This window comes from Rudaeicoccus suwonensis (assembly GCF_007829035.1).
Classification (GTDB): domain Bacteria; phylum Actinomycetota; class Actinomycetes; order Actinomycetales; family Dermatophilaceae; genus Rudaeicoccus; species Rudaeicoccus suwonensis.
In genome coordinates this window covers 1,961,117-1,979,143 of the sequence record NZ_VIVQ01000001.1, presented here as the reverse complement: position 1 = coordinate 1,979,143, position 18,027 = coordinate 1,961,117, and the positions used below count along the sequence as shown (strand labels likewise).

The 18,027-nt window shown below is 67.1% G+C and carries 20 protein-coding genes; 15 read left to right on the top strand and 5 right to left on the bottom strand.

Going from position 1 to position 18,027, the window contains the following annotated elements; translation table 11 throughout:
- Positions 1-11 precede the first annotated feature (11 nt).
- From BKA23_RS09065 to BKA23_RS09040, 6 genes are read left to right on the top strand one after another with little or no spacing between them, the layout of a single operon-like run.
- On the top strand, positions 12-455 hold the full coding sequence (locus tag BKA23_RS09065; RefSeq protein WP_145227429.1) for an SRPBCC family protein: 444 nt from the start codon (positions 12-14) through the stop codon (positions 453-455).
- Positions 455-1,489, top strand: a complete 1,035-nt coding sequence (locus BKA23_RS09060) for an ArsA family ATPase (protein ID WP_145227428.1) — start codon at positions 455-457, stop codon at positions 1,487-1,489. Before BKA23_RS09065 ends, BKA23_RS09060 begins: the two co-directional genes overlap by 1 nt.
- Positions 1,486-1,962 (top strand): hypothetical protein, encoded by a 477-nt coding sequence (locus BKA23_RS09055; RefSeq protein ID WP_145227427.1) that lies wholly within the window; start codon positions 1,486-1,488, stop codon positions 1,960-1,962. Before BKA23_RS09060 ends, BKA23_RS09055 begins: the two co-directional genes overlap by 4 nt.
- Positions 1,962-2,918 carry an ROK family glucokinase gene (locus tag BKA23_RS09050; RefSeq protein ID WP_145227426.1) on the top strand — a complete coding sequence of 319 codons (957 nt, stop codon included), beginning with the start codon at positions 1,962-1,964 and terminating at the stop codon, positions 2,916-2,918. Before BKA23_RS09055 ends, BKA23_RS09050 begins: the two co-directional genes overlap by 1 nt.
- Positions 2,915-3,937, top strand: coding sequence for an ROK family glucokinase (locus tag BKA23_RS09045; RefSeq protein WP_145227425.1), 1,023 nt, complete (start codon positions 2,915-2,917; stop codon positions 3,935-3,937). The genes BKA23_RS09050 and BKA23_RS09045 overlap by 4 nt, the downstream gene beginning before the upstream one ends.
- Positions 3,934-4,647, top strand: coding sequence for an endonuclease/exonuclease/phosphatase family protein (locus tag BKA23_RS09040; protein WP_145227424.1), 714 nt, complete (start codon positions 3,934-3,936; stop codon positions 4,645-4,647). The genes BKA23_RS09045 and BKA23_RS09040 overlap by 4 nt, the downstream gene beginning before the upstream one ends.
- A gap of 10 nt (positions 4,648-4,657) precedes the next feature.
- Here BKA23_RS09040 and BKA23_RS09035 read toward each other — a convergent pair whose 3' ends face one another.
- The gene (locus BKA23_RS09035) at positions 4,658-5,176 is read right to left on the bottom strand and encodes a hypothetical protein (protein WP_145227423.1); all 519 of its coding nucleotides are present in this window, start codon (positions 5,174-5,176) and stop codon (positions 4,658-4,660) included.
- A 218-nt stretch (positions 5,177-5,394) separates the two neighbouring features.
- Here BKA23_RS09035 and BKA23_RS09030 point away from each other — a divergent pair, with 218 nt between their 5' ends.
- Positions 5,395-6,303 carry a lysophospholipid acyltransferase family protein gene (locus BKA23_RS09030; protein ID WP_145227422.1) on the top strand — a complete coding sequence of 303 codons (909 nt, stop codon included), beginning with the start codon at positions 5,395-5,397 and terminating at the stop codon, positions 6,301-6,303.
- A 78-nt stretch (positions 6,304-6,381) separates the two neighbouring features.
- Positions 6,382-7,752 (top strand): class II 3-deoxy-7-phosphoheptulonate synthase, encoded by a 1,371-nt coding sequence (locus BKA23_RS09025; RefSeq protein ID WP_145228395.1) that lies wholly within the window; start codon positions 6,382-6,384, stop codon positions 7,750-7,752.
- 97 nt (positions 7,753-7,849) lie between these two features.
- On the opposite strand, the gene pknB is transcribed toward BKA23_RS09025, so the two are convergent.
- Complete coding sequence (gene pknB / locus BKA23_RS09020; RefSeq protein WP_246104536.1) at positions 7,850-9,718, bottom strand: Stk1 family PASTA domain-containing Ser/Thr kinase; 1,869 nt, start codon at positions 9,716-9,718, stop codon at positions 7,850-7,852.
- Positions 9,719-9,791: 73 nt separating this feature from the next.
- A complete protein-coding gene (locus tag BKA23_RS09015) occupies positions 9,792-10,592 on the bottom strand; it encodes a lytic transglycosylase (protein ID WP_145227421.1) in 801 nt (266 codons plus the stop codon).
- 210 nt (positions 10,593-10,802) lie between these two features.
- On the opposite strand from BKA23_RS09015, the gene BKA23_RS09010 reads away from it, so the two are divergent.
- From BKA23_RS09010 to BKA23_RS09000, 3 genes are read left to right on the top strand one after another with little or no spacing between them, the layout of a single operon-like run.
- Positions 10,803-11,162: an Rv2175c family DNA-binding protein gene (locus tag BKA23_RS09010; protein ID WP_246104535.1), complete on the top strand. Its 360-nt coding sequence runs from the start codon at positions 10,803-10,805 to the stop codon at positions 11,160-11,162.
- 8 nt (positions 11,163-11,170) lie between these two features.
- Positions 11,171-11,491, top strand: coding sequence for a lycopene cyclase domain-containing protein (locus BKA23_RS09005; protein ID WP_145227420.1), 321 nt, complete (start codon positions 11,171-11,173; stop codon positions 11,489-11,491).
- Positions 11,488-11,823, top strand: a complete 336-nt coding sequence (locus BKA23_RS09000; RefSeq protein ID WP_145227418.1) for a lycopene cyclase domain-containing protein — start codon at positions 11,488-11,490, stop codon at positions 11,821-11,823. The genes BKA23_RS09005 and BKA23_RS09000 overlap by 4 nt, the downstream gene beginning before the upstream one ends.
- A 22-nt stretch (positions 11,824-11,845) precedes the next feature.
- Here BKA23_RS09000 and BKA23_RS08995 read toward each other — a convergent pair whose 3' ends face one another.
- Positions 11,846-12,925, bottom strand: coding sequence for a polyprenyl synthetase family protein (locus BKA23_RS08995; protein WP_170226435.1), 1,080 nt, complete (start codon positions 12,923-12,925; stop codon positions 11,846-11,848).
- A gap of 69 nt (positions 12,926-12,994) precedes the next feature.
- Between BKA23_RS08995 and metF the strand changes: the two genes are divergently transcribed.
- The 3 genes from metF (at position 12,995) to BKA23_RS08980 (ending at position 15,143) form a co-directional block, all read left to right on the top strand.
- Positions 12,995-13,897 carry a methylenetetrahydrofolate reductase [NAD(P)H] gene (gene metF, locus BKA23_RS08990; RefSeq protein ID WP_145227416.1) on the top strand — a complete coding sequence of 301 codons (903 nt, stop codon included), beginning with the start codon at positions 12,995-12,997 and terminating at the stop codon, positions 13,895-13,897.
- 102 nt (positions 13,898-13,999) lie between these two features.
- Positions 14,000-14,443 (top strand): SAV_6107 family HEPN domain-containing protein, encoded by a 444-nt coding sequence (locus BKA23_RS08985; RefSeq protein ID WP_145227414.1) that lies wholly within the window; start codon positions 14,000-14,002, stop codon positions 14,441-14,443.
- A gap of 286 nt (positions 14,444-14,729) precedes the next feature.
- Positions 14,730-15,143 (top strand): DUF3040 domain-containing protein, encoded by a 414-nt coding sequence (locus BKA23_RS08980; protein ID WP_145227412.1) that lies wholly within the window; start codon positions 14,730-14,732, stop codon positions 15,141-15,143.
- 132 nt (positions 15,144-15,275) lie between these two features.
- On the opposite strand, the gene BKA23_RS08975 is transcribed toward BKA23_RS08980, so the two are convergent.
- On the bottom strand, positions 15,276-15,491 hold the full coding sequence (locus BKA23_RS08975) for a DUF7455 domain-containing protein (protein ID WP_145227410.1): 216 nt from the start codon (positions 15,489-15,491) through the stop codon (positions 15,276-15,278).
- A 300-nt stretch (positions 15,492-15,791) separates the two neighbouring features.
- On the opposite strand from BKA23_RS08975, the gene BKA23_RS08970 reads away from it, so the two are divergent.
- The gene (locus tag BKA23_RS08970) at positions 15,792-17,912 is read left to right on the top strand and encodes a DNA gyrase/topoisomerase IV subunit B (protein WP_145227408.1); all 2,121 of its coding nucleotides are present in this window, start codon (positions 15,792-15,794) and stop codon (positions 17,910-17,912) included.
- The last annotated feature ends 115 nt before the right edge of the window (positions 17,913-18,027 follow it).

Genomic DNA, 18,027 nt, shown 5'->3' with positions numbered 1-18,027 from the left:
GGGTCACCGGTATGGCTGACAGCACCCAATCGTCCGTGGTCATCAACGCGACTCCAGCGAAGGTGCTCGACGTGATCGCCGATTTCGACGGGTACCCCGAGTGGACCGGTCAGATCAAGAGCGCGACGGTCGTGGTCGAGGACGAGGACGGTTGGCCCGAGCAGGTCGAGTTGACACTCGACGCCGGTGTCATCAAGGACACCTACACGCTGTCCTACGTGTGGGACGTCGTCGAGAACGGCACCGGGACCGTCGAGTGGCATCTGGTGAAGTCCACGATCTTAAAGGCGATGGATGGCGTCTACCGCCTCGTCGCCGACGGCGACACGACCCGAGTGACCTACGAGCTCAGCGTCGACGTGACGATTCCAGTGATCGCCATGCTGCGACGCAAAGCCGAGAAGATGATCATCGACACCGCGCTGAAGGGTCTCAAGAAGCGCGCCGAAGGCTGATGCCGCCGACGATCGTGCTGGTCGGAGGAACCGGGGGGTCCGGCGTCTCCACCTACGCCGCGGCGATTGCGCGCGCCGGACAGCTCGCCGGTCGCACGGTCACCGTGGTCGACCTCGACCCGGCATACGGGGCGGCGGCGAAGACCTCTTTCGTCGAGTCGGATCGACCGGCACACCATCTCGCGGAGCAGCCGGAGGACGGTGAGCGATTCGCCGGCGGTCTGGCCGCGCTGCTCGACGCCTTCGGCATCGACCCCCGGCTCGGTGGCGAGTTGGCCACGACGACCACCGCTGCGCAACTGCGACTGCTGTGGTCCGTTCCCGTCGCGGACGATCGGCTCGTGGTGATCGACGCCGGACCTGCCGTCGCAGAACTCGCGCGTCTGATCATGACCCTGCCGTGGATCTGCAGCCGTCTGGGTGAGGCCGGCCCTGGCTGGCTGGCCACGGCACGGCCGTTGCTGGCGGCGGCCCTCGGCCGGAGTAGGTCCATGCCTGATCTCACGGCCGGTCTGCAGGTCGCCGGTTCGCGTGCCACGGCACTGCGCGCAGCGGTTGCCGGAACCACGGGAGGGTGCGTGCTTGTTGGGGGTCAGGGCGCGGTCGGCAAGCTCCGCGGTCTTGCCGTCGGTGTTGCCCTGGCGGGTGTGCCGATACGCGCGCTCGCGGGTCGGCCCGGTGACCGTGACGCATTGGTGACGACGGCTGGATCGGTCGACGTGGTCACGGTGGGGGACGCCGATGCCGAGATCACGCCTGCGACATACAACACGCTCGTGCGACCGACCGCGCACTCGGTCACCGTGTCGCCGGTCGGGGATGGTTATGTATGGCGAATGTCGCTGCCATTGCTGAGCTTTCACGAACTCGATCTCAAACGTGTTGACGACGATCTGGTGTTGCGTGCGGCCGGTCACCAGGTGCTCAAGCCCCTGCCGAGCGCACTTCGGCGGTGCCACCCCACACGCGCCAGACTCCGGGACGGCATGCTTGAGGTCGCCTTCGACCCGATGACTGCAGGAGCCCACCGTTGACCGACCTTCCACCGAGCGACAGCGCCGGTCCGGTAGCTGCCGAGGCTCTTCGCCTCGCCGAGGCATTCGCCGCCTGGGCGGGAGGAGTGTCCGACACCCACTCGCAACACGCTGACGCCGATCGGTCGGCCGATGCCGCGCGTGACGACACCGCGGGTCAGGGGTCGTCGACACCACGAGCGGAGGCGCACGAGCCCCCAGAACCCGGATGCGGGTGCGGTCAAGCCACTGCACTCGATGCTGTATGCCGTGTCTGTCCGGTCTGCCGGCTCGCGGGACTGGTCCAGGCGATCCGTCCCGATGTCATCGACCGGGTTGCGGATCTGCTGGCCATGGTGTCGGGAAGCCTGCACGAAGTTGCCTCCAGCCGGCGCGATGCCGCAGCTGGACAGACCCCGCAGGCGCACGACAGCAACAGCCCGGCCGAAAGGCACGCGGGCGTCGACATACCGGTTCAAGGAGCAGAGGACTGATGGCAACGGTCAGCATCGGCATCGACATCGGCGGCACCAAGATCGCCGGTGGTGTGGTCGACCAGGGCGGACAGATCGTCCGCCGGGCGCGACGTGACACACCCGCGCAGGATCCTGACGCGATCGCCCACACCACGGCGGATCTGATCCTCGAACTCGCCGCGGGCGCCGACCACATTGCCGGTGTCGGTGTGGCGTGCGCCGGGTACATCGATAAGGTCGGCTCGACCGTGCTGTTCGCGCCGAACCTCGCGTGGCGCGACGAGCCGCTGAAGGCTCGGCTGTCCAGTCAGGTCGAACTGCCCGTGCTGATCGAGAACGATGCCAACGCAGCGGCATACGGCGAGTTCCTGCACGGCGGTGGGAAGGCCGCCGACGACATGATCATGATGACTGTCGGCACCGGTGTGGGCGGGGGAATCATCAATGACGGCAACCTTGTCCGCGGTGCCTTCGGGTTCGGCGGCGAGATCGGCCATCTGCGCGTCATGCCGGACGGGCTGCCGTGCGGCTGCGGCAAGAGGGGATGCCTGGAGGCCTACGGCAGCGGCTCGGCGCTGCTGCGCGCTGCTCGGAAACTCGTGCAGTCCGGCGCGCCTGAGGCAGCGGTGTTGTCGCAGATGTGCGACGGCGACGTCGCCGCACTGCGGGGTTCGCACGTGACAGAGGCCGCCAAGGCCGACGACCCGGCGGCGATCGGACTCCTTGCGGATCTCGGCCGCTGGCTCGGCGAGGCAGCCGCGTCGTTGTCGGCAGTGTGCGACCCGGAATTGTTCGTCATCGGCGGTGGCGTGGCCGACGCCGGGGACCTGCTGCTGGAGCCGATGCGTGCGGCATACCGCGCGCAGCAGCCCGGCCTCGGCCAGTTGCCGGTGGCCGGATTCGCCGGTGCCACCCTCGGCAACGATGCAGGCGTCATCGGCGCTGCCATGCTGGCGATGGAGATCGAGGCGTGACCCAGGCCGGGGTGCACCCGGGCTCTGGGGCGAGAACGGCCGACGAGCAGACCCCGCTTGCCATCGGCATCGACATCGGCGGCACCAAGGTTGCCGGTGGTCTGGTGGATGACACCGGCGCCGTATCCCGGCGTGCCCGTCGTGACACACCGCATCGATCGACGAAGCCGCTGGTCGTGGAGGACATGATCGTCAGCGTCGTCGACGAGTTGCTCGAACTCGCCGACCGGCCGGTCGGCGCCATCGGCATCGGGGCTGCCGGATTCGTGGCGGCCGACCGGGCGACCGTTGTCTTCGCGCCGCATCTGTCCTGGCGGCACGAGCCGTTGCGCGACGCCTTGGCCAAGCGGATCGACCTGCCGGTGTTCGTCGACAACGACGCCAACGCGGCATGCTGGGCGGAATGGCGCTTCGGCAGCGTGCAGGGTGAGTCCCATGTCCTGATGGTCAATCTCGGGACCGGCATCGGCGGCGCGGTGCTGCTGAACGGCCGCATCGAGCGCGGTCGCTTCGGCATCGCCGGCGAGTTCGGCCACATGCAGGTCATGCCCGGCGGTCACCGCTGCGAGTGCGGAAACCGGGGTTGCTGGGAGCAGTACGCCAGTGGCAATGCCCTTGTGCGCGAGGCGCGTTCGCTGATCCAGGCGGGCTCTCCGCTCGCGCACGATCTGGCTGCGACCGTCGGCAGTGATCCGCAGTCGTTGAGCGGGCCGATGATCACCGAGGCCGCCCGGGCGGGTGATCCGACAGCGGCCGAATTGCTCGCCGAGATCGGCACCTGGCTCGGCGTCGGGCTCGCGAACCTGGCCAATGCCTTCGATCCCGGTGCGTTCGTCATCGGCGGGGGAGTCAGCGCCGCCGGCGACCTGCTGCTCGAGCCGGCTCGAGATGCGTTCCGCCGGCACCTCGCCGGTCGAGGTTATCGTCCGGAGGCGCGCATCGTCGCGGCCGGACTGGGAAATGAAGCCGGGTTCATCGGCGCGGCCGATCTGGCACGTTCGGAGGAGAGTCGGGTATGACGCAGCCCACGGAAACACGCTCATCGCACGTGCTGCGCGTCGCGTCGTACAACCTGCGAATCTTCAAGGACGACCGCGCTGCGATCACACGGGTCATTCGAGCCATCGATGCGGATGTGCTTCTGCTGCAAGAGGTTCCGCGTCATCCGTTGTCGGGTCACCGGCTCGCCGGTTTCGCCGACGAGTTGGGGTTGACCTGGTTCGGCGGTGCGCGCGGCCGGATGAGCACGACGCTGATGACCAGCCTCCGGGTGGATCTGCTGGAGGCGCACCACGCCACGCTGCCGGTGCGGATCTTCGATGAACCACGCGGTTATGCGATGGCCACGGTGCGGCTGCCCGGTCATGAGTCGTTGGTCGTCGCCAGCGTGCATCTGCCGCTCCGCAGCTCCGAGCGGCTGCCACATGTCCGCGCCATACGTGCGGCTGCGACGGCCGCCGGGCGGCCGGCCGTGGTGGGCGGGGACCTCAATGAGGAGCCAGGCGATGCGGCGTGGACCGAGCTGAGCGATGGGCTTGCCCAGGTGAGCGAGTCGGTCCCGACCTATCCGGCGAAGGCACCGCACAAGCAGATCGATGCGATCTTCGCCAGTCCCTTGATCACTGGTCGTACACCGGGCCTCGACCTCGTCGACGCCGACGTCGCGACGGCCAGCGATCATCGCCCGGTGGTCGTCGACCTCGATCTGAGTGCGCTCGCGACGGACTGAGCCGACCGGCTCACAGTCTGGCGCCGTCGTCCCCGTCATCGGGGCGGTGCTTCGGTTGCCGCATGATCAGTTGCACCACACCGGCGACGATCAGCGCGCAGGCCAGCACCCACCACAGTGGGGCGGCGTACTGGTCGAACAGGAACAAGTACAACAGCCACAACGGGCCTGCCACCAGACATCCCAGGATGCTCCAGAACCCCAGGTCATCTGCATCGGGCAACGGACGTAGCGGCGGCGCTTCGAAGTCGCCGTCGTCCTCCAGGAACGACATCGACTCGGCTTCGGAGGGGATGCGCCACTGCGTGGGAAGGGCAGCAGGTGGTGGTTGCTCCGTCGAGTCATCGCTCGACGGGGTGGGCCGATCTTCGGATGCCGCCGGGGCGGCGCGCTCGGTGTCCGACTGGTCGCCGAGCGCCCGCGCGTCCTCCCATGGGTACTGTGGCGGGTCGAAATGGGCGATGATCTCGGCGAATTGCCGGTCGATGTCGGTCTGCCCGTCGGGTTCCTCGGCGCGCTCGGGAGTCACGAGGCACTCACCCGGCGCACGAAACTCACTGACTCATCCTCAGCCAGACCGGCAGTGTTGTCGAGGGGGAGCCTCGGGACGCTGCTGACACGCTTGAGACGAGCACAGCTCAATCGGTTTCCGGAGGCAAGGATCCCCATGAGCACATCATTCCACCAGCCAGGCGCGCCGGAGCCCGCTGCCGTATTGTTCACCCGAATCGATGCGAGGAGGCACGGTTGTTCTACTGGTTGCTCAAATGGGTGTTGCTCGGCCCCCTGCTCAAGGGCGTTTTCCGTCCGACGGTCGAGGGTGCGCAGAACGTTCCGGAGGAAGGTCCGGCAATTCTGGCGAGCAACCACCTGTCGGTGGCCGACTGGTTGTTCATGCCGCTCGCGATTCCCCGGCGGGTGACCTTCGTGGCCAAGGCGGAGTACTTCACCAGCCCCGGTATCAAGGGCCGGTTGCAGCGCGCGTTCTTCTCCGGTGCCGGACAGGTGCCGATCGATCGCAGTAGTGGCACAGCGGCTGCCGGAGCACTCGCGACCGGGTTGAAGATCCTGCGGCAGGGCGAGTTGTTCGGCATCTACCCCGAAGGCACGCGCTCGCCGGACGGCCGGTTGTACAAGGGCAAGACCGGTATCGCCCGGATGGTGCTCGAGGCCAAGGTCCCGATCATTCCGGTGGCGGTCATCGGCACCGACGAGATCGCGCCGCAGGGCAAGCTGTTCGGCCGGATCGTGCGCCCGCACGTCCGCTTCGGCAAGCCGATGGATTTCTCGCGCTACGAAGGCATGCAGGACGATCGGTTCGTCCTGCGGTCGATCACCGACGAGGTGATGTACGAACTGATGCTGCTGTCCGGCCAGGAGTACGTCGATGTGTATGCCGCAACGGTGAAGAACCGCATCGCGCAGAAGGCGAAGGAGATCGGGGGCGGCGCAGTGACGGGCGCTGCGGCTCTGGCGTCACACGCGAAGGAGCAGGTGGGACGCCTGCCGCGGCACGGCGACGAGACTGTCAAGACCGAGTCCGTCGACAAGAAGCCGGCCGACGGCGAGCGCGATCACTATGAGAGCACCGAGGCCGACTCGGTCGACGCGACGTCGCAGCGGGCCGGGGCCGACGCCGATCCGAAGACTGACTGAGGGGCATTCCATCTGGCGAACACCGGCACGGGCCGCAGCCATGCCGGACCGTAAGCTTGCCGCGTGAGTTTCACCGCGATGTCAGCCACCTCAGAACCTGCCCAACTCTTGAGCGGGCAGCTGGACTGGCCGTCGTTGCCCGCGATGCAGCAACCGACCTGGCCAGATGTCGACACTCTCGCCCGGGTGCGCGCAGAGCTCGCGGCCTCGCCGCCGCTGGTGTTCGCCGGCGAGTGCGACGTGCTTCGCGACCGACTCGCCGATGCCGCCGTCGGCGACGCATTCGTGCTGCAGGGCGGCGACTGCGCCGAACGCTTCTCCGAGGCCACCGCCGACAACATCCGGGACCGGGTCAAGACGATCCTGCAGATGGCCGCCGTGCTCACGTATGGCGCGAGCACGCCGGTCGTCAAACTAGGCCGTCTTGCGGGCCAGTACGCCAAGCCTCGCAGCAAGGACACCGAGACGCGTGGCGAGGCGACGCTCCCGGCATACCGAGGCGACATCATCAACGACTTCGAGTTCGACGAGCAGGCGCGTCGGCCCGACCCGCAGCGTTTGCTGCGCGCCTACCACACCGCTGCGTCGACGCTGAATCTCGTGCGCGCCTTCACCACAGGCGGTTTCGCCGACCTGCGGCACGTGCACGAGTGGAACCGCGGTTTCATCGCCAATGCGGCATACGCTCGTTACGAGTCGATGGCCGTCGAGATCGATCGGGCGATGAAATTCATGCTGGCCTGCGGCGTCGACTTCGCTTCGAGCCCGATGAGTTCGGTGGAGTTCTTCGCCAGCCACGAGGCGCTGCTGCTGGACTACGAGCAGCCCTTGACCCGCATCGACTCACGCACCGGCGATCGCTACGCCGTCTCCGGCCACTTCGTGTGGGTGGGGGAACGCACCCGGCAACTGGACGGCGCGCACGTCGATTTCGCTGCCCGCATCAAGAACCCCATCGGCGTCAAGCTGGGCCCGACAGCCGACCCCGACGAGGTCCTGCGGCTCATCGACATCCTCGACCCCGAGCGCGAGCCCGGCAGGCTGACGTTCATCACCCGCATGGGCGCCGGCACGGTGCGTGACGCGCTGCCGTCGATCGTGCAGCGTGTCACCGACTCTGGTGCCAAGGTCGTGTGGGTGTGCGATCCGATGCACGGCAACACCTTCGAAGCCCCGTCGGGATACAAGACACGCGAGTTCGACGCGATCATCGACGAGGTGCAGGGCTTCTTCGAGGTGCACGAAGGGTTGGGCACGGTGCCGGGTGGCGTGCATGTCGAACTCACCGGCAACGATGTGACGGAGTGCCTCGGCGGTTCGGAGAAGATCCTGGACGCGGATCTCGAGAAGCGCTACGAGACGGCGTGCGACCCGCGGCTGAACCACCAGCAGAGCCTGGAGATGGCATTCCTGGTGGCCGAGATGCTGTCGCGCCGGTCGCGCGTCTGATCATCGGCGGCCACGTCATTGGGTCGGCAGCTTCGCCTGGCGGCCGGATCGCCGTCTGATCGGCGTGCGGTCAATGGTCGCCTGGCCCGTCGAGCTGTCAGACCACGTCGATGGTGATGGTGCTGCCCTGTGGCGCCTGGGATCCGCCGCTGACCGACTGGCCCTGCACGACGAACAACACCGGGATCAACAACGGGTAGTTGACCTTCACCTTGAAGCCGGCAGCTTCCAGCGCTTTCTTCGCGGCACTTGAGGAGTCGCCGATCACCTTCGGCACGGTGACCATCACCGGGCCCTTGGAGATCGTGAGGGTGATCGTGTCCCCCTTGTATGCCGTGCCGCCCTGGCCCGGGCTCTCACTGATGACCTCCCCGGACGGCACTGTGGAACTGTTCTGGTCTGCGGCGAAGCTCACGTTGAGCCCGAGTCCGGTCAGGGTGGTCTGCGCCGCAGCCTTGGTCTGGTTGGTGACGTTCGGGATGGCGATCGGCTGCTTACCTTTGCTGACGACGACATCAACTGCTGTGCCCGGTTTCTGGGATGTGCCCGCCGCCGGATCAGTGCTGATGACCTGTCCGGACGGCACCGTGTCGCTGTAGGCCTGGGTCACCGATCCCAGGCTCAGGCCGGCCGCCTTGATGGCGGCCGTCGCATCGGCTTGCGGGCGCAGCACGACGGACGGCACCGTGAACCGTAGGGGTCCCTTGGAGATGCGCAGCACGGCGTCAGAGTCGCGGCGTGCGCTGCCACCTGCTTTGGGGCTGGTCGACACCACGGTGCCGACAGGGATGTTCTCGCTGAAGATCTGCTCGATGCGCGTCCCCAAGCCGGCATGGTGGACGCGAGTGGTGGCAGCGCTTTGCGACATACCGACGACGCGTGGCATGGTCACCGAGCCCAGCGGACCAGCCGTGAACAACCAGCCGCCGAGGGCGCCCAGGACGACGATGACGGCCAGCACCATCAGTACGAGCCGGTTACGTCGCCGTCGCGGTGGTGCTTCGACGACAGGCAATTCGGCGCGGCGCAGTTGCCGCGTCGAGCCGGCGCCCAGCGGATCGGTGCGATTGGGGTCACCCGCGACTGCGACCGCCGCGGCAGGCGCGGTGTCCATCGCATCGGGGTCCAACAGCGTTCGGGTATGCCGCAACTCCTGCAGGAAGGCGGTGGCGTTCTCGGGTCGGTCCTCAGGGTTGCGGGACGTCGCCCGCGCAATGAGTTCGTCGATCTGCGGCGGAACCGTGGGCACCGCGTCCGAGGCGATCGGCATACTGCCGTGCACGTGCTGGTAGGCGACGTGGATGGGCACATCGCCGGGGAAGGCCTTTTCGCCGGTGAGCAACTCGAACAGCAGCAGGCCGGTGGAGTAGACGTCGCTGCGCTCATCCGCCCGGCCGAACTCCACCTGCTCCGGCGACAGGTAGGCGGCGGTGCCGAGCAGGACGTCGTTGTCGGTCGTCAACGTCTCGGTGGTGACCGCTCGCGCGAGTCCGAAGTCGGCGACCTTGACGCCGCTGTCTCCGATGATGACGTTCTCCGGCTTGATGTCGCGGTGCACCAGGCCCGCTCGGTGCGCGGCGCTGAGAGCCTGCAGAATGCCGTCGACGATGTCGAGGGACTGACGCAGGGGGAGCGGCGCGTCATCCCTGATCACGTCTCGCAGGGTGCGACCGCGGACGAGTTCCATCGCCAGGAAGACGTGATTCTTGTCCTGGCCCTGGTCGGTGACGGCCACGACATTGGGGTGATTCAGCCGCGCCGCAGAACGCGCCTCGCGTCGGAACCGCTCGACGAAGGCCTCGTCGCGCGCGAGATCCGCGCGCATGATCTTCAGCGCCACCTCACGGTCGAGGCGCTGGTCGAGAGCGACATACACCGAACCCATGCCGCCGTCGGCGATGTGTCCGCGCACCACATATCGCCGGTCGACGGTGCGGCCGACCAGGGAAGGTGCAGTTGTTGACACGCTCAGATCCTACGGAGCCGATACGCGGCGATGACTGAGGCAGGCCGAAGCATGCCTGTCGGACTCGTGAGGACTATTGCCTGGCCATGATCGCTTTGACGTTACGGACGTATGCCTTGGTGTCCGCATACGGCCCGTGTGCCCGGATTCCTGCCAGGCCCTGGTAGTAGGCGCCGATGGCCTCGTCCAGGTTCGACGAGTTGCTGGTGAGATACCGCAGGATGGCCACTCCGGCGGTGACGTTGTCTTGTGCCTCCATGATGTTCAGCCGCCGGCCGACCAAATCCGAAGCCCAGGTTCCGGACTGCGGCATGACCTGCATGATGCCGATCGCATTGCACGACGACACCGCTCGTTGGTTCCAGCCGGACTCCTGCCAGGCGATGCCGAGGGCCAGCTTGGTGTTGACGCCGTAGCGCCGTGCGGTGTGCTCGATCAGCGATTTGGCCTGCGAGCGGCTGGGTGCGGGACGGGCTGCAAGAGCCGCCTCGTTGGCCGCGCGTGAGGTGCTCAGCCGGGGCGCGCCGAGCGGCTTCTTGCGGGCGGTGGTCTTTGTCGAGCGGGTGGGCGCCGATCCGACCTGACCAGGCATGACCAGCCGCGCCCCCGCCTGGATGTAGTTTGGGTTGCCGATGTGGTTCGCCTTCATCAGCGCCGCGATACCGACGTGATGTGACGCTGCGATCGAGGTCAGGGTGTCGCCGGGGCGGACGACATACGTGCTGGACGTCCGGACCTGACGTTTGCCGGTGGCGGTGCTACGGCGGGGTGAGTGCGTTGAGGGCTTCTTGGCCTTCGCCGGCTTCTTCCGAGATGTTGCATGAAGCGCGTGCACAGGTGCTGCCGCGGGGGGTGCGGTGGCGATCAAAGCCATGGACGACTCCTTGGAGGCTGCAAGCGGTGTGACAGTTGGGAAAGCTGAGACTTTATTGAAAACCTAGCGGACATGCGAGTCGCGATGGTGGCAATCGGGCGACGAACCGCGCGGCGCGCGCGTGCCCACTCCGGAGTCGAGCCGGCTGCGCGAGCGGGACGAACCCCGCGCGGTGCGCGCGTGCCATGCGCGGTAACTACACTGCCCCGGGTGAGTTCCATCGAAGACCTGGTCGGTGCGTGGTTGTCGATCCCCGAGCTGGGCGACCGCCTCGGCCTGCCTCAGCGACAGGCTCGCAAACTCGTCGAGGAAGGCGTCGTCCTGTCGGCGCGGGTCGGCCCCAACCTCGCCCGTTGCATCCCCGCGGACTTCGTCGAGGACGACCACTTCCTGCCCGGTCTGGAAGGCACGATCACCGTTCTGCGCGACGCGCATCTGAGCGACGACGACGCTCTGCTGTGGTTGTTCACCCCGGACGAAACGCTGCCGATCGTCGGTTCGCCCATCACGATGCTGCAGGCCCATCGCAAGGCCGAGGTGCGTAAGAGGGCCGCCGAGCTGGCGTTCTAGGCCTGACCGTGCGGCACCTGTCGTATGTCGCGATGCTGGTCTTCTGCCTCGCCGGGACCGTGCCGCTGGGGTTTGTCTTCAAGGTGCGCAGCCTGAAACGGATCCGCCGGCTGGCTCTCGCGATCGCCTGTGCCGCAGTGCCGTTCGTGATCTGGGATGTGATCGCCGCCCGAAACGGCCAGTGGCACTTCGCGGCCGGCCAGACGCTGCCGATGCGCTTGCTCGGGCTCCCGGTGGAGGAGTGGTGCTTCTTCGTGGTGATCCCGTTCGCAGCGATCGCGACATACTCGACCGTCGGTGAGATCAGCCGGCGGCGCAGGCAGCGGTGAGTTACACCGCTCTTGCGGCACTCGCCGTTGTCGTGGCGCTGTGCATGGACTGGGTGGTGTTGCGCACCCGGGTGACCGCAACCCGGCGCTGGTGGTCGGCATACGCGATCGTGCTGGTCTTCCAGCTGGTGACCAATGGTTGGCTCACCGGGCGCCGCATCGTGACCTACGACCCGCGAGCGATCATCGGGTCGGGTCAGGTGCGCTTCATCGGCGACGGCCGGCTGGTCTTCGCGCCGGTCGAGGATCTTGGCTTCGGATTCGCCCTGGCGCTGGCGAGCGTCGCGTGGTGGTGCTGGTGGAATCGTCGGCTCGGCGCAACTGAGGAGTAGTGGCGCCCGGAAGTAGCCGTGCTCAGGAGGTGCGCGCCGTCGAGATGTCGACGAGTTCGGTCAGCACCTGCCGACCCAGCGGTGTGACACGTGCGTCCTCGAGGGCGATCCTGGCGGCATCGGCCGTGCTGCTGATGAGTTTTTCCACACGGTCGACCGCACCGGTTCTGACACACAGGTCACGTAACCAGTCGAGGTCGAGCGGGGCGATGTCCGGACGACCGAAGACCGTTGCGAAACGCTCCGCTTCACCCGGTGTCGCCGACTCCAGCAGGTAGGCGATCAGCACCGTGCGCTTGCCTTCGCGCAGGTCGTCGCCGGCGGGCTTGCCGGTGGCCTCCGGGTCGCCGAAGACTCCGAGCAGGTCGTCGCGCAGCTGGAATGCCTCGCCGAGCGCGAGACCGTATGCCGACAGCGCGGCGAGGCTCGCGTCGTCCGCGCCGGCACAGGACGCGCCGATGAGCACCGGTTGCTCGACGGTGTACTTGGCGCTCTTGAAGCGGATGACGGCACGCGCGCGTGCCACACGCTCCTCGTGGGAGGCACCCCTCCAGGTCTGAGCGGACTCGACGACGTCGAGGTACTGCCCACCCATCAACTGGGTTCGCATGGTGTTGAACACCTTTCGCCCGCGGGCGAGTTCGTCATCGGGCAGACCGCTGGTCGTGTAGATCTCGTCGGTCCAGTTCAGGCACAGATCTCCGGCGAGGATGGCGCCTGCCTGCCCGAACCGGTCGGAGTCGCCGGCCAGATGACGCTCGCGGTGCACCTGCGCCAGACGCCGGTGCGCGGCGGGCATTCCGCGACGTACGTCGGAGTCGTCCATCACGTCGTCGTGCAGCAGCGCAGCCGCCTGGAAGACCTCCAGCGACGTGGCGGCGCGGACGAGCGCGTCAGAACTGTCGCGACCGAACGCGCGATAGCCCCAGTAGAAGAAGCCCGCGCGCAGCCGCTTGCCACCACTGAGCAGGTCGAACACGCAGCCGAGAAGGTCGTCCATCTCGTCGCCGAGGGGGGCGAGGACTGCGCGCTGGATCTCACGCTCGGCGTCAAGGACGCTCTGCACGCGAACCCGCAGGTCGTCGATATCCAGGGCAGACACGAACGGTGGTCCTTTCCGAATGGTGTTCAGCCGAGCCTAGTTGCCTCGGCGGCAATTAGGATCACCGGCATGTCGACCCCGTCTCGAGGCCCGCGCCGCACCATTCCCGAGCTGCTCGCCGACGATGGTCCCAGTTTCAGCTTCGAGTTCATGCCGCCGCGCTCGGAGAAGGGCGAGGACCTGCTCTGGGACTCGATCCGGCGCCTTGAGCGGCTCAGCCCGACCTTCGTGTCCGTCACGTATGGCGCAGGCGGGTCGACTCGTGACCGCACGATCCGGATCACCGGTCGCATCGAGCAGGAGACCACGCTGACGACGATGGCCCATCTGACCTGTGTGGGTTCATCGGTGGCTCAGTTGCGGCAGATCGTGGGGGAGTACGCCGCGGTCGGCATACGCAATGTGCTGGCACTGCGCGGGGATCCGCCCGGCGGCCCCGGGGGCGTGTGGACGGCTCATCCGGAGGGCCTGGATCACGCTGACAAACTGGTCCATCTGGTGCAGTCGCTGGGTGACTTCACGGTAGGCGTCGCGGCCTTTCCGGACCGGCATCCGGAGTCGGTGGATCTTGAGATGGACGCCGATGTGCTCGTGCGCAAGGCCGACGCCGGCGCGGAGTTCGCGATCACCCAGATGGTGACCGATGTCGATGCCTATCTGCGGCTGCGGGATCTCGTCGACCGCCGAGGCTGCGCGATGCCGATCATCCCCGGACTGCTGCCCGTGACGGCCGCGGGCCAGTTGCAGCGGTTGACCGAGCTCAACGGTCAGCCGGTTGCGGCTGATGTCGTGCGCCGCATCGACGCGGTCGGCGACGATGCCGCGGCGGTGCGGGAGGTGGGCATCGCCATCTGCACCGAGCATGCGTCGCGGTTGCTGCGCGAGGGCGCCCCTGGGTTGCATTTCATCACGATGAACAAATCCACGGCGACGATCGAGGTCTTCGACAACCTGCACGTGCCCGCCGTCTGAGGCGTGGCCAGAGGTGGCTGTCGGCGTGCGGTACTAGAGTTGGAACTATCGAACACATGTTCGTTATTTCGATGCAGTCCGACGCACCCGCAGGAGTCGCTCATGGCCGTAGTCATCCCGTCCGCACCCGTTCCCGCCGTCGCGACCGCGGCTCTGGAGCTTGTCGATCGCACCCGCACGGGTCTGTTGCTCGCGTGCCATGCCTCCACTGCGGACGACCGCTTCCAGTTGGCGCATCTGGCGGCACTGCGGGCCGGCGGAGCGTTGCTCGCGGGCGCGGCGCCCGGCGCGCGCCGATCGGCTCCGCGGAATGTGTGGGCCACCCTGCCCGCCGTCGCGCCCGACCTGTCGGAGTGGGCGGATTTCTTCACCGGGACGGCGGCCATCCGCGCGGAGATCGAGCGTGGTGCGCGCCATGTGAGTACCCGTGAGGCCGACGATCTGGTCCGCCAGGTCGAGACCTTCCTCGAACTCGTCCTGGCCCATCTGGGTCTGCCGATGATGGAGTCGTTCACTGCGTGTGTGGCTCCCACCGGCCGCTGCTGAAGCCGCGCGGTCGGCCGGTACGACGGGTGTGCTGATGAACTTTCGGCCTTGTCCACACACGGAGGCGTTCAGGTGTTTAGGCTGTGCGCATTCACCGATGAATCGTTGGTTCTATCGATGGTGACGACGTTCCAGATGTTGCCCGGTCCGGCCCTCGGGTCCGGAGTCTCCGCCGCGACTTCCGCTCCCCAACGGAGCGACATATCCTGGGACGAAAGCCCCACGGTCGGATCGACTCGTAGCACGCGGCCGCGTGGTGGTGGCGTGGAGATTGTGGGAGGTCACAGTGCCGCTCTCGGAGCACGAGCAACGCCTGCTCGATCAAATGGAGCAGGCGCTCAAAGCCGAAGACCCGAAGTTCGCTTCGCACATGGTGTCGAGCCGATTGTCACATCGCCTCGGCCGTCGCGCTGTGATCGGTGGATTCGGAGTGCTTGCCGGCCTGGCGCTGGTGCTGGTCGGCGTGATGAGTGCTCAGATCTGGGTGGGCGCGATCGGATTTGCGTGCATGGTCGCTGCTGGCGCCTACGGGTTGACCCCGGGCCGGACCCAGTTGGGCACCGTGCAGGCCGACGGCTCGGTCACGCCCGCGGCTCCGGCGCGCAGGCCATCGGTGTCATCGCGGCAACGCACCACGGGGTCATTCATGCAGCGTCTGGAGCAGCGCTGGGATCGTCGCCGGGGCATGGGCGGCTGGTAATCCGCCGCACCTCGCAGGACTAAAGACATCGAACGTGGCACCTCGAAATGCGAGGTGCCACGTTCGACATTTTCTCACTTCGTGAGTCGGCTCGTCTGCCATCGGGTCGTCGAATAGCGGACGGCCACACGGTCATCCCTCGGAAGGGTGCTCCTCTGCGTGGAGCCGGTCGGTCTCGTCGATGACTTCTTCAGCGATGGAGCGCAGCTTGTCGAGGTGCTTGCGTCCGTGATGAGCGCAGAAGAGCAGGTCGTGTCCGCCGCCGAGCCGTGCGCGGATGAATGCCTGCGCGCCGCAACGGTCGCAGCGATCGGATGTGGTCAAGGTCGGAGCTAGTGCAGTGGTCATCGTGATCATCCTCTCGTTGCGGACTGGGGCCTCACCCGCTGCCGTCTTCGAAGTGGTCAACAGTCAATCACGGCAATGGATTCCCAGGTGACACATTCGTGGCCTGTGGTGCGGTTCACAGAAAATACTTTCTGTGCCGGACGCCGGTGCCGATCCCAGTGCACACAGCGTGCCAGGCGCTGCCGTTGTTCCCGGAACGCCTCCCGGGCATTGTCCGGGTGGCCGGTTACCCTTCCACGGAACGATCTCACCACCGTGCGTCGCTGTCAGCGGCGTGCTGCCGAAGGAGCCAGACCACCCGTGACTGCCAACCGGTCGACGTCGTCCGAAGGTGACTACACCGCCCGCCACCTGCAGGTCCTTGAGGGGCTGGAGGCCGTCCGCAAGCGGCCGGGCATGTACATCGGCTCGACCGACGGCCGCGGTCTCATGCACTGCGTCTGGGAGATCATCGACAACGCTGTCGACGAGGCGCTCGCCGGCCGCGGTGACCACGTCACGGTGACCCTGCACAGCGACGGATCCGTGTCGATCGACGACCAGGGCGCCGGCATACCGGTCGACATCGAGCCACGCACCGGGCTGACCGGCGTCGAGGTGGTCTTCACCAAATTGCACGCCGGCGGCAAATTCGGCGGCGGTTCGTATGCCGCGTCCGGCGGTCTGCACGGTGTGGGCGCTTCGGTCGTCAACGCCTTGTCGAGCAGGCTCGACGTCGAGGTCGACCGCGGTGGCAAGACTTACGCGATGAGCTTCCGGCGCGGCGAACCCGGCATCTTCGACGACAGCGATGCGCCGTCGCCGGAGTCCCGCTTCACGCCGTTCCTGGCCGGCAGCGAGCTGCGGGTGATCGGCAAGGCCAAGCGAGGGGTCACCGGCACCCGGATCCGCTACTGGAGCGACCCGCAGATCTTCCTGAAGGGGGCTGCTTTCGACTACGACGGGCTCATCGCACGCGCGCGGCAGACATCCTTCCTGATACCAGGGCTGACCATTGTCGTGCGCGACGACCGGCGCCTGCCGGACACCCCAGGGGCCGAGGGTCGCCACGAGGAGGTCTTCCGCCACGACGGTGGCATTTCGGAGTTCACCGAGTTCCTCGCCGCCGATCCGGCGCTCACCGACGTCTGGCGCTTGCAGGGGTCGGGCACGTTCACCGAGACCGTGCCGGTGCTGGACGCCCAGGGCCACATGGCTCCTGCGGACGTCGAGCGGGTCGCGGAGGTCGACGTCGCCATCCGTTGGGGCACCGGCTACGACACGCGGCTGATGTCCTTCGTCAACGTCATCGAGACGCCGAAGGGCGGCACGCACGTGGCGGGCTTCGACCAAGCCTTGCTGAAGGTCTTCCGCAAGCAGCTCGAGGTCAACTCGCGCAGGCTCAAGGTCGGCAACGACAAGGTCGAGAAGGATGACGTGCTCGCTGGCCTGACCGGTGTCGTCACCGTGCGCCTGGCCGAGCCCCAGTTCGAGGGGCAGACCAAAGAGGTGCTGGGCACCGCCGCGGTGCGGCAGATCGTCAGCAAGGTCGTCGAGACCGAGCTGACCGCGCGGCTGACGTCGGCCAAACGCGACGACAAGGCGCAGTCTGCGCTCGTGCAAGAGAAGGTCGTCGCCGAGATGAAGAGCCGCATCAGCGCGCGGCTGCACAAGGAGACTCAGCGCCGCAAGACCGCCCTCGAGTCGTCCTCCCTGCCGGGCAAACTCAAGGACTGCCGCAGCACCGACACCGGGCGCTCGGAGTTGTTCATCGTCGAGGGTGACAGCGCTCTCGGCACCGGTATGGCGGCCCGCAACTCCGAGTATCAAGCGCTCCTGCCGATCCGGGGCAAGATTCTCAACGTGCAGAAGGCGTCGGTGGGCGACATGCTCAAGAACGCCGAGTGTGCCGCGATCATCCAGGTGATCGGCGCCGGCTCCGGCCGTTCCTTCGACGTCGACATGGCGCGCTACGGCAAGGTCATCCTGATGACCGATGCCGACGTCGACGGCGCGCACATCCGCACGCTGCTGCTGACGTTGTTCTTCCGATACATGCGTCCCTTGGTCGAAGCCGGCCGGGTGTATGCCGCCGTTCCGCCGCTGCATCGCATCGAGACGACGGCGCAGGGCCGGGCCAAGGGTGAGGTCATTTACACCTACTCCGAGGCGGAGATGCGCAAGGTCACCGCCGACCTGCAGCGCAGGGGCCGCAACCTCAAGCAACCTCAGCGCTACAAGGGCCTCGGAGAGATGGACGCTCATCAACTCGCCGAGACGACCATGGACCCGCGCTACCGGATGTTGCGCCGTGTCACTCTGAAGGACGCAGAGAACGCCGAGCGCATCTTCGACCTGCTGATGGGCAGCGATGTCGCTCCTCGCAAGGAGTTCATCGTCGACGCGGCGCTCGAACTCGACCGCGAACGCATCGACGCCTGATCGGGGTCATCGCACACTGCGGGCAGTGGCGTGACCCAGCGACGCGTGTCCTCGTGCTGCGAGGGGCATGAGGCATCGGCCCGCGAGCGGCAGCCAGTGGCAGCGAGCGGTGTCA

Excerpts from the sequence above, each read along its gene's own strand:
- BKA23_RS09065 (WP_145227429.1), top strand. The coding sequence starts at position 12 with ATGGCTGACAGCACCCAATCGTCCGTGGTCATCAACGCGACTCCAGCG.
- BKA23_RS09060 (WP_145227428.1), top strand. The coding sequence starts at position 455 with ATGCCGCCGACGATCGTGCTGGTCGGAGGAACCGGGGGGTCCGGCGTC.
- BKA23_RS09050 (WP_145227426.1), top strand. The coding sequence starts at position 1,962 with ATGGCAACGGTCAGCATCGGCATCGACATCGGCGGCACCAAGATCGCC.
- BKA23_RS09040 (WP_145227424.1), top strand. The coding sequence starts at position 3,934 with ATGACGCAGCCCACGGAAACACGCTCATCGCACGTGCTGCGCGTCGCG.
- BKA23_RS09025 (WP_145228395.1), top strand. The coding sequence starts at position 6,382 with ATGTCAGCCACCTCAGAACCTGCCCAACTCTTGAGCGGGCAGCTGGAC.
- BKA23_RS09015 (WP_145227421.1), bottom strand. The coding sequence starts at position 10,592 with ATGGCTTTGATCGCCACCGCACCCCCCGCGGCAGCACCTGTGCACGCG.
- metF (WP_145227416.1), top strand. The coding sequence starts at position 12,995 with ATGTCGACCCCGTCTCGAGGCCCGCGCCGCACCATTCCCGAGCTGCTC.
- BKA23_RS08985 (WP_145227414.1), top strand. The coding sequence starts at position 14,000 with ATGGCCGTAGTCATCCCGTCCGCACCCGTTCCCGCCGTCGCGACCGCG.
- BKA23_RS08975 (WP_145227410.1), bottom strand. The coding sequence starts at position 15,491 with ATGACCACTGCACTAGCTCCGACCTTGACCACATCCGATCGCTGCGAC.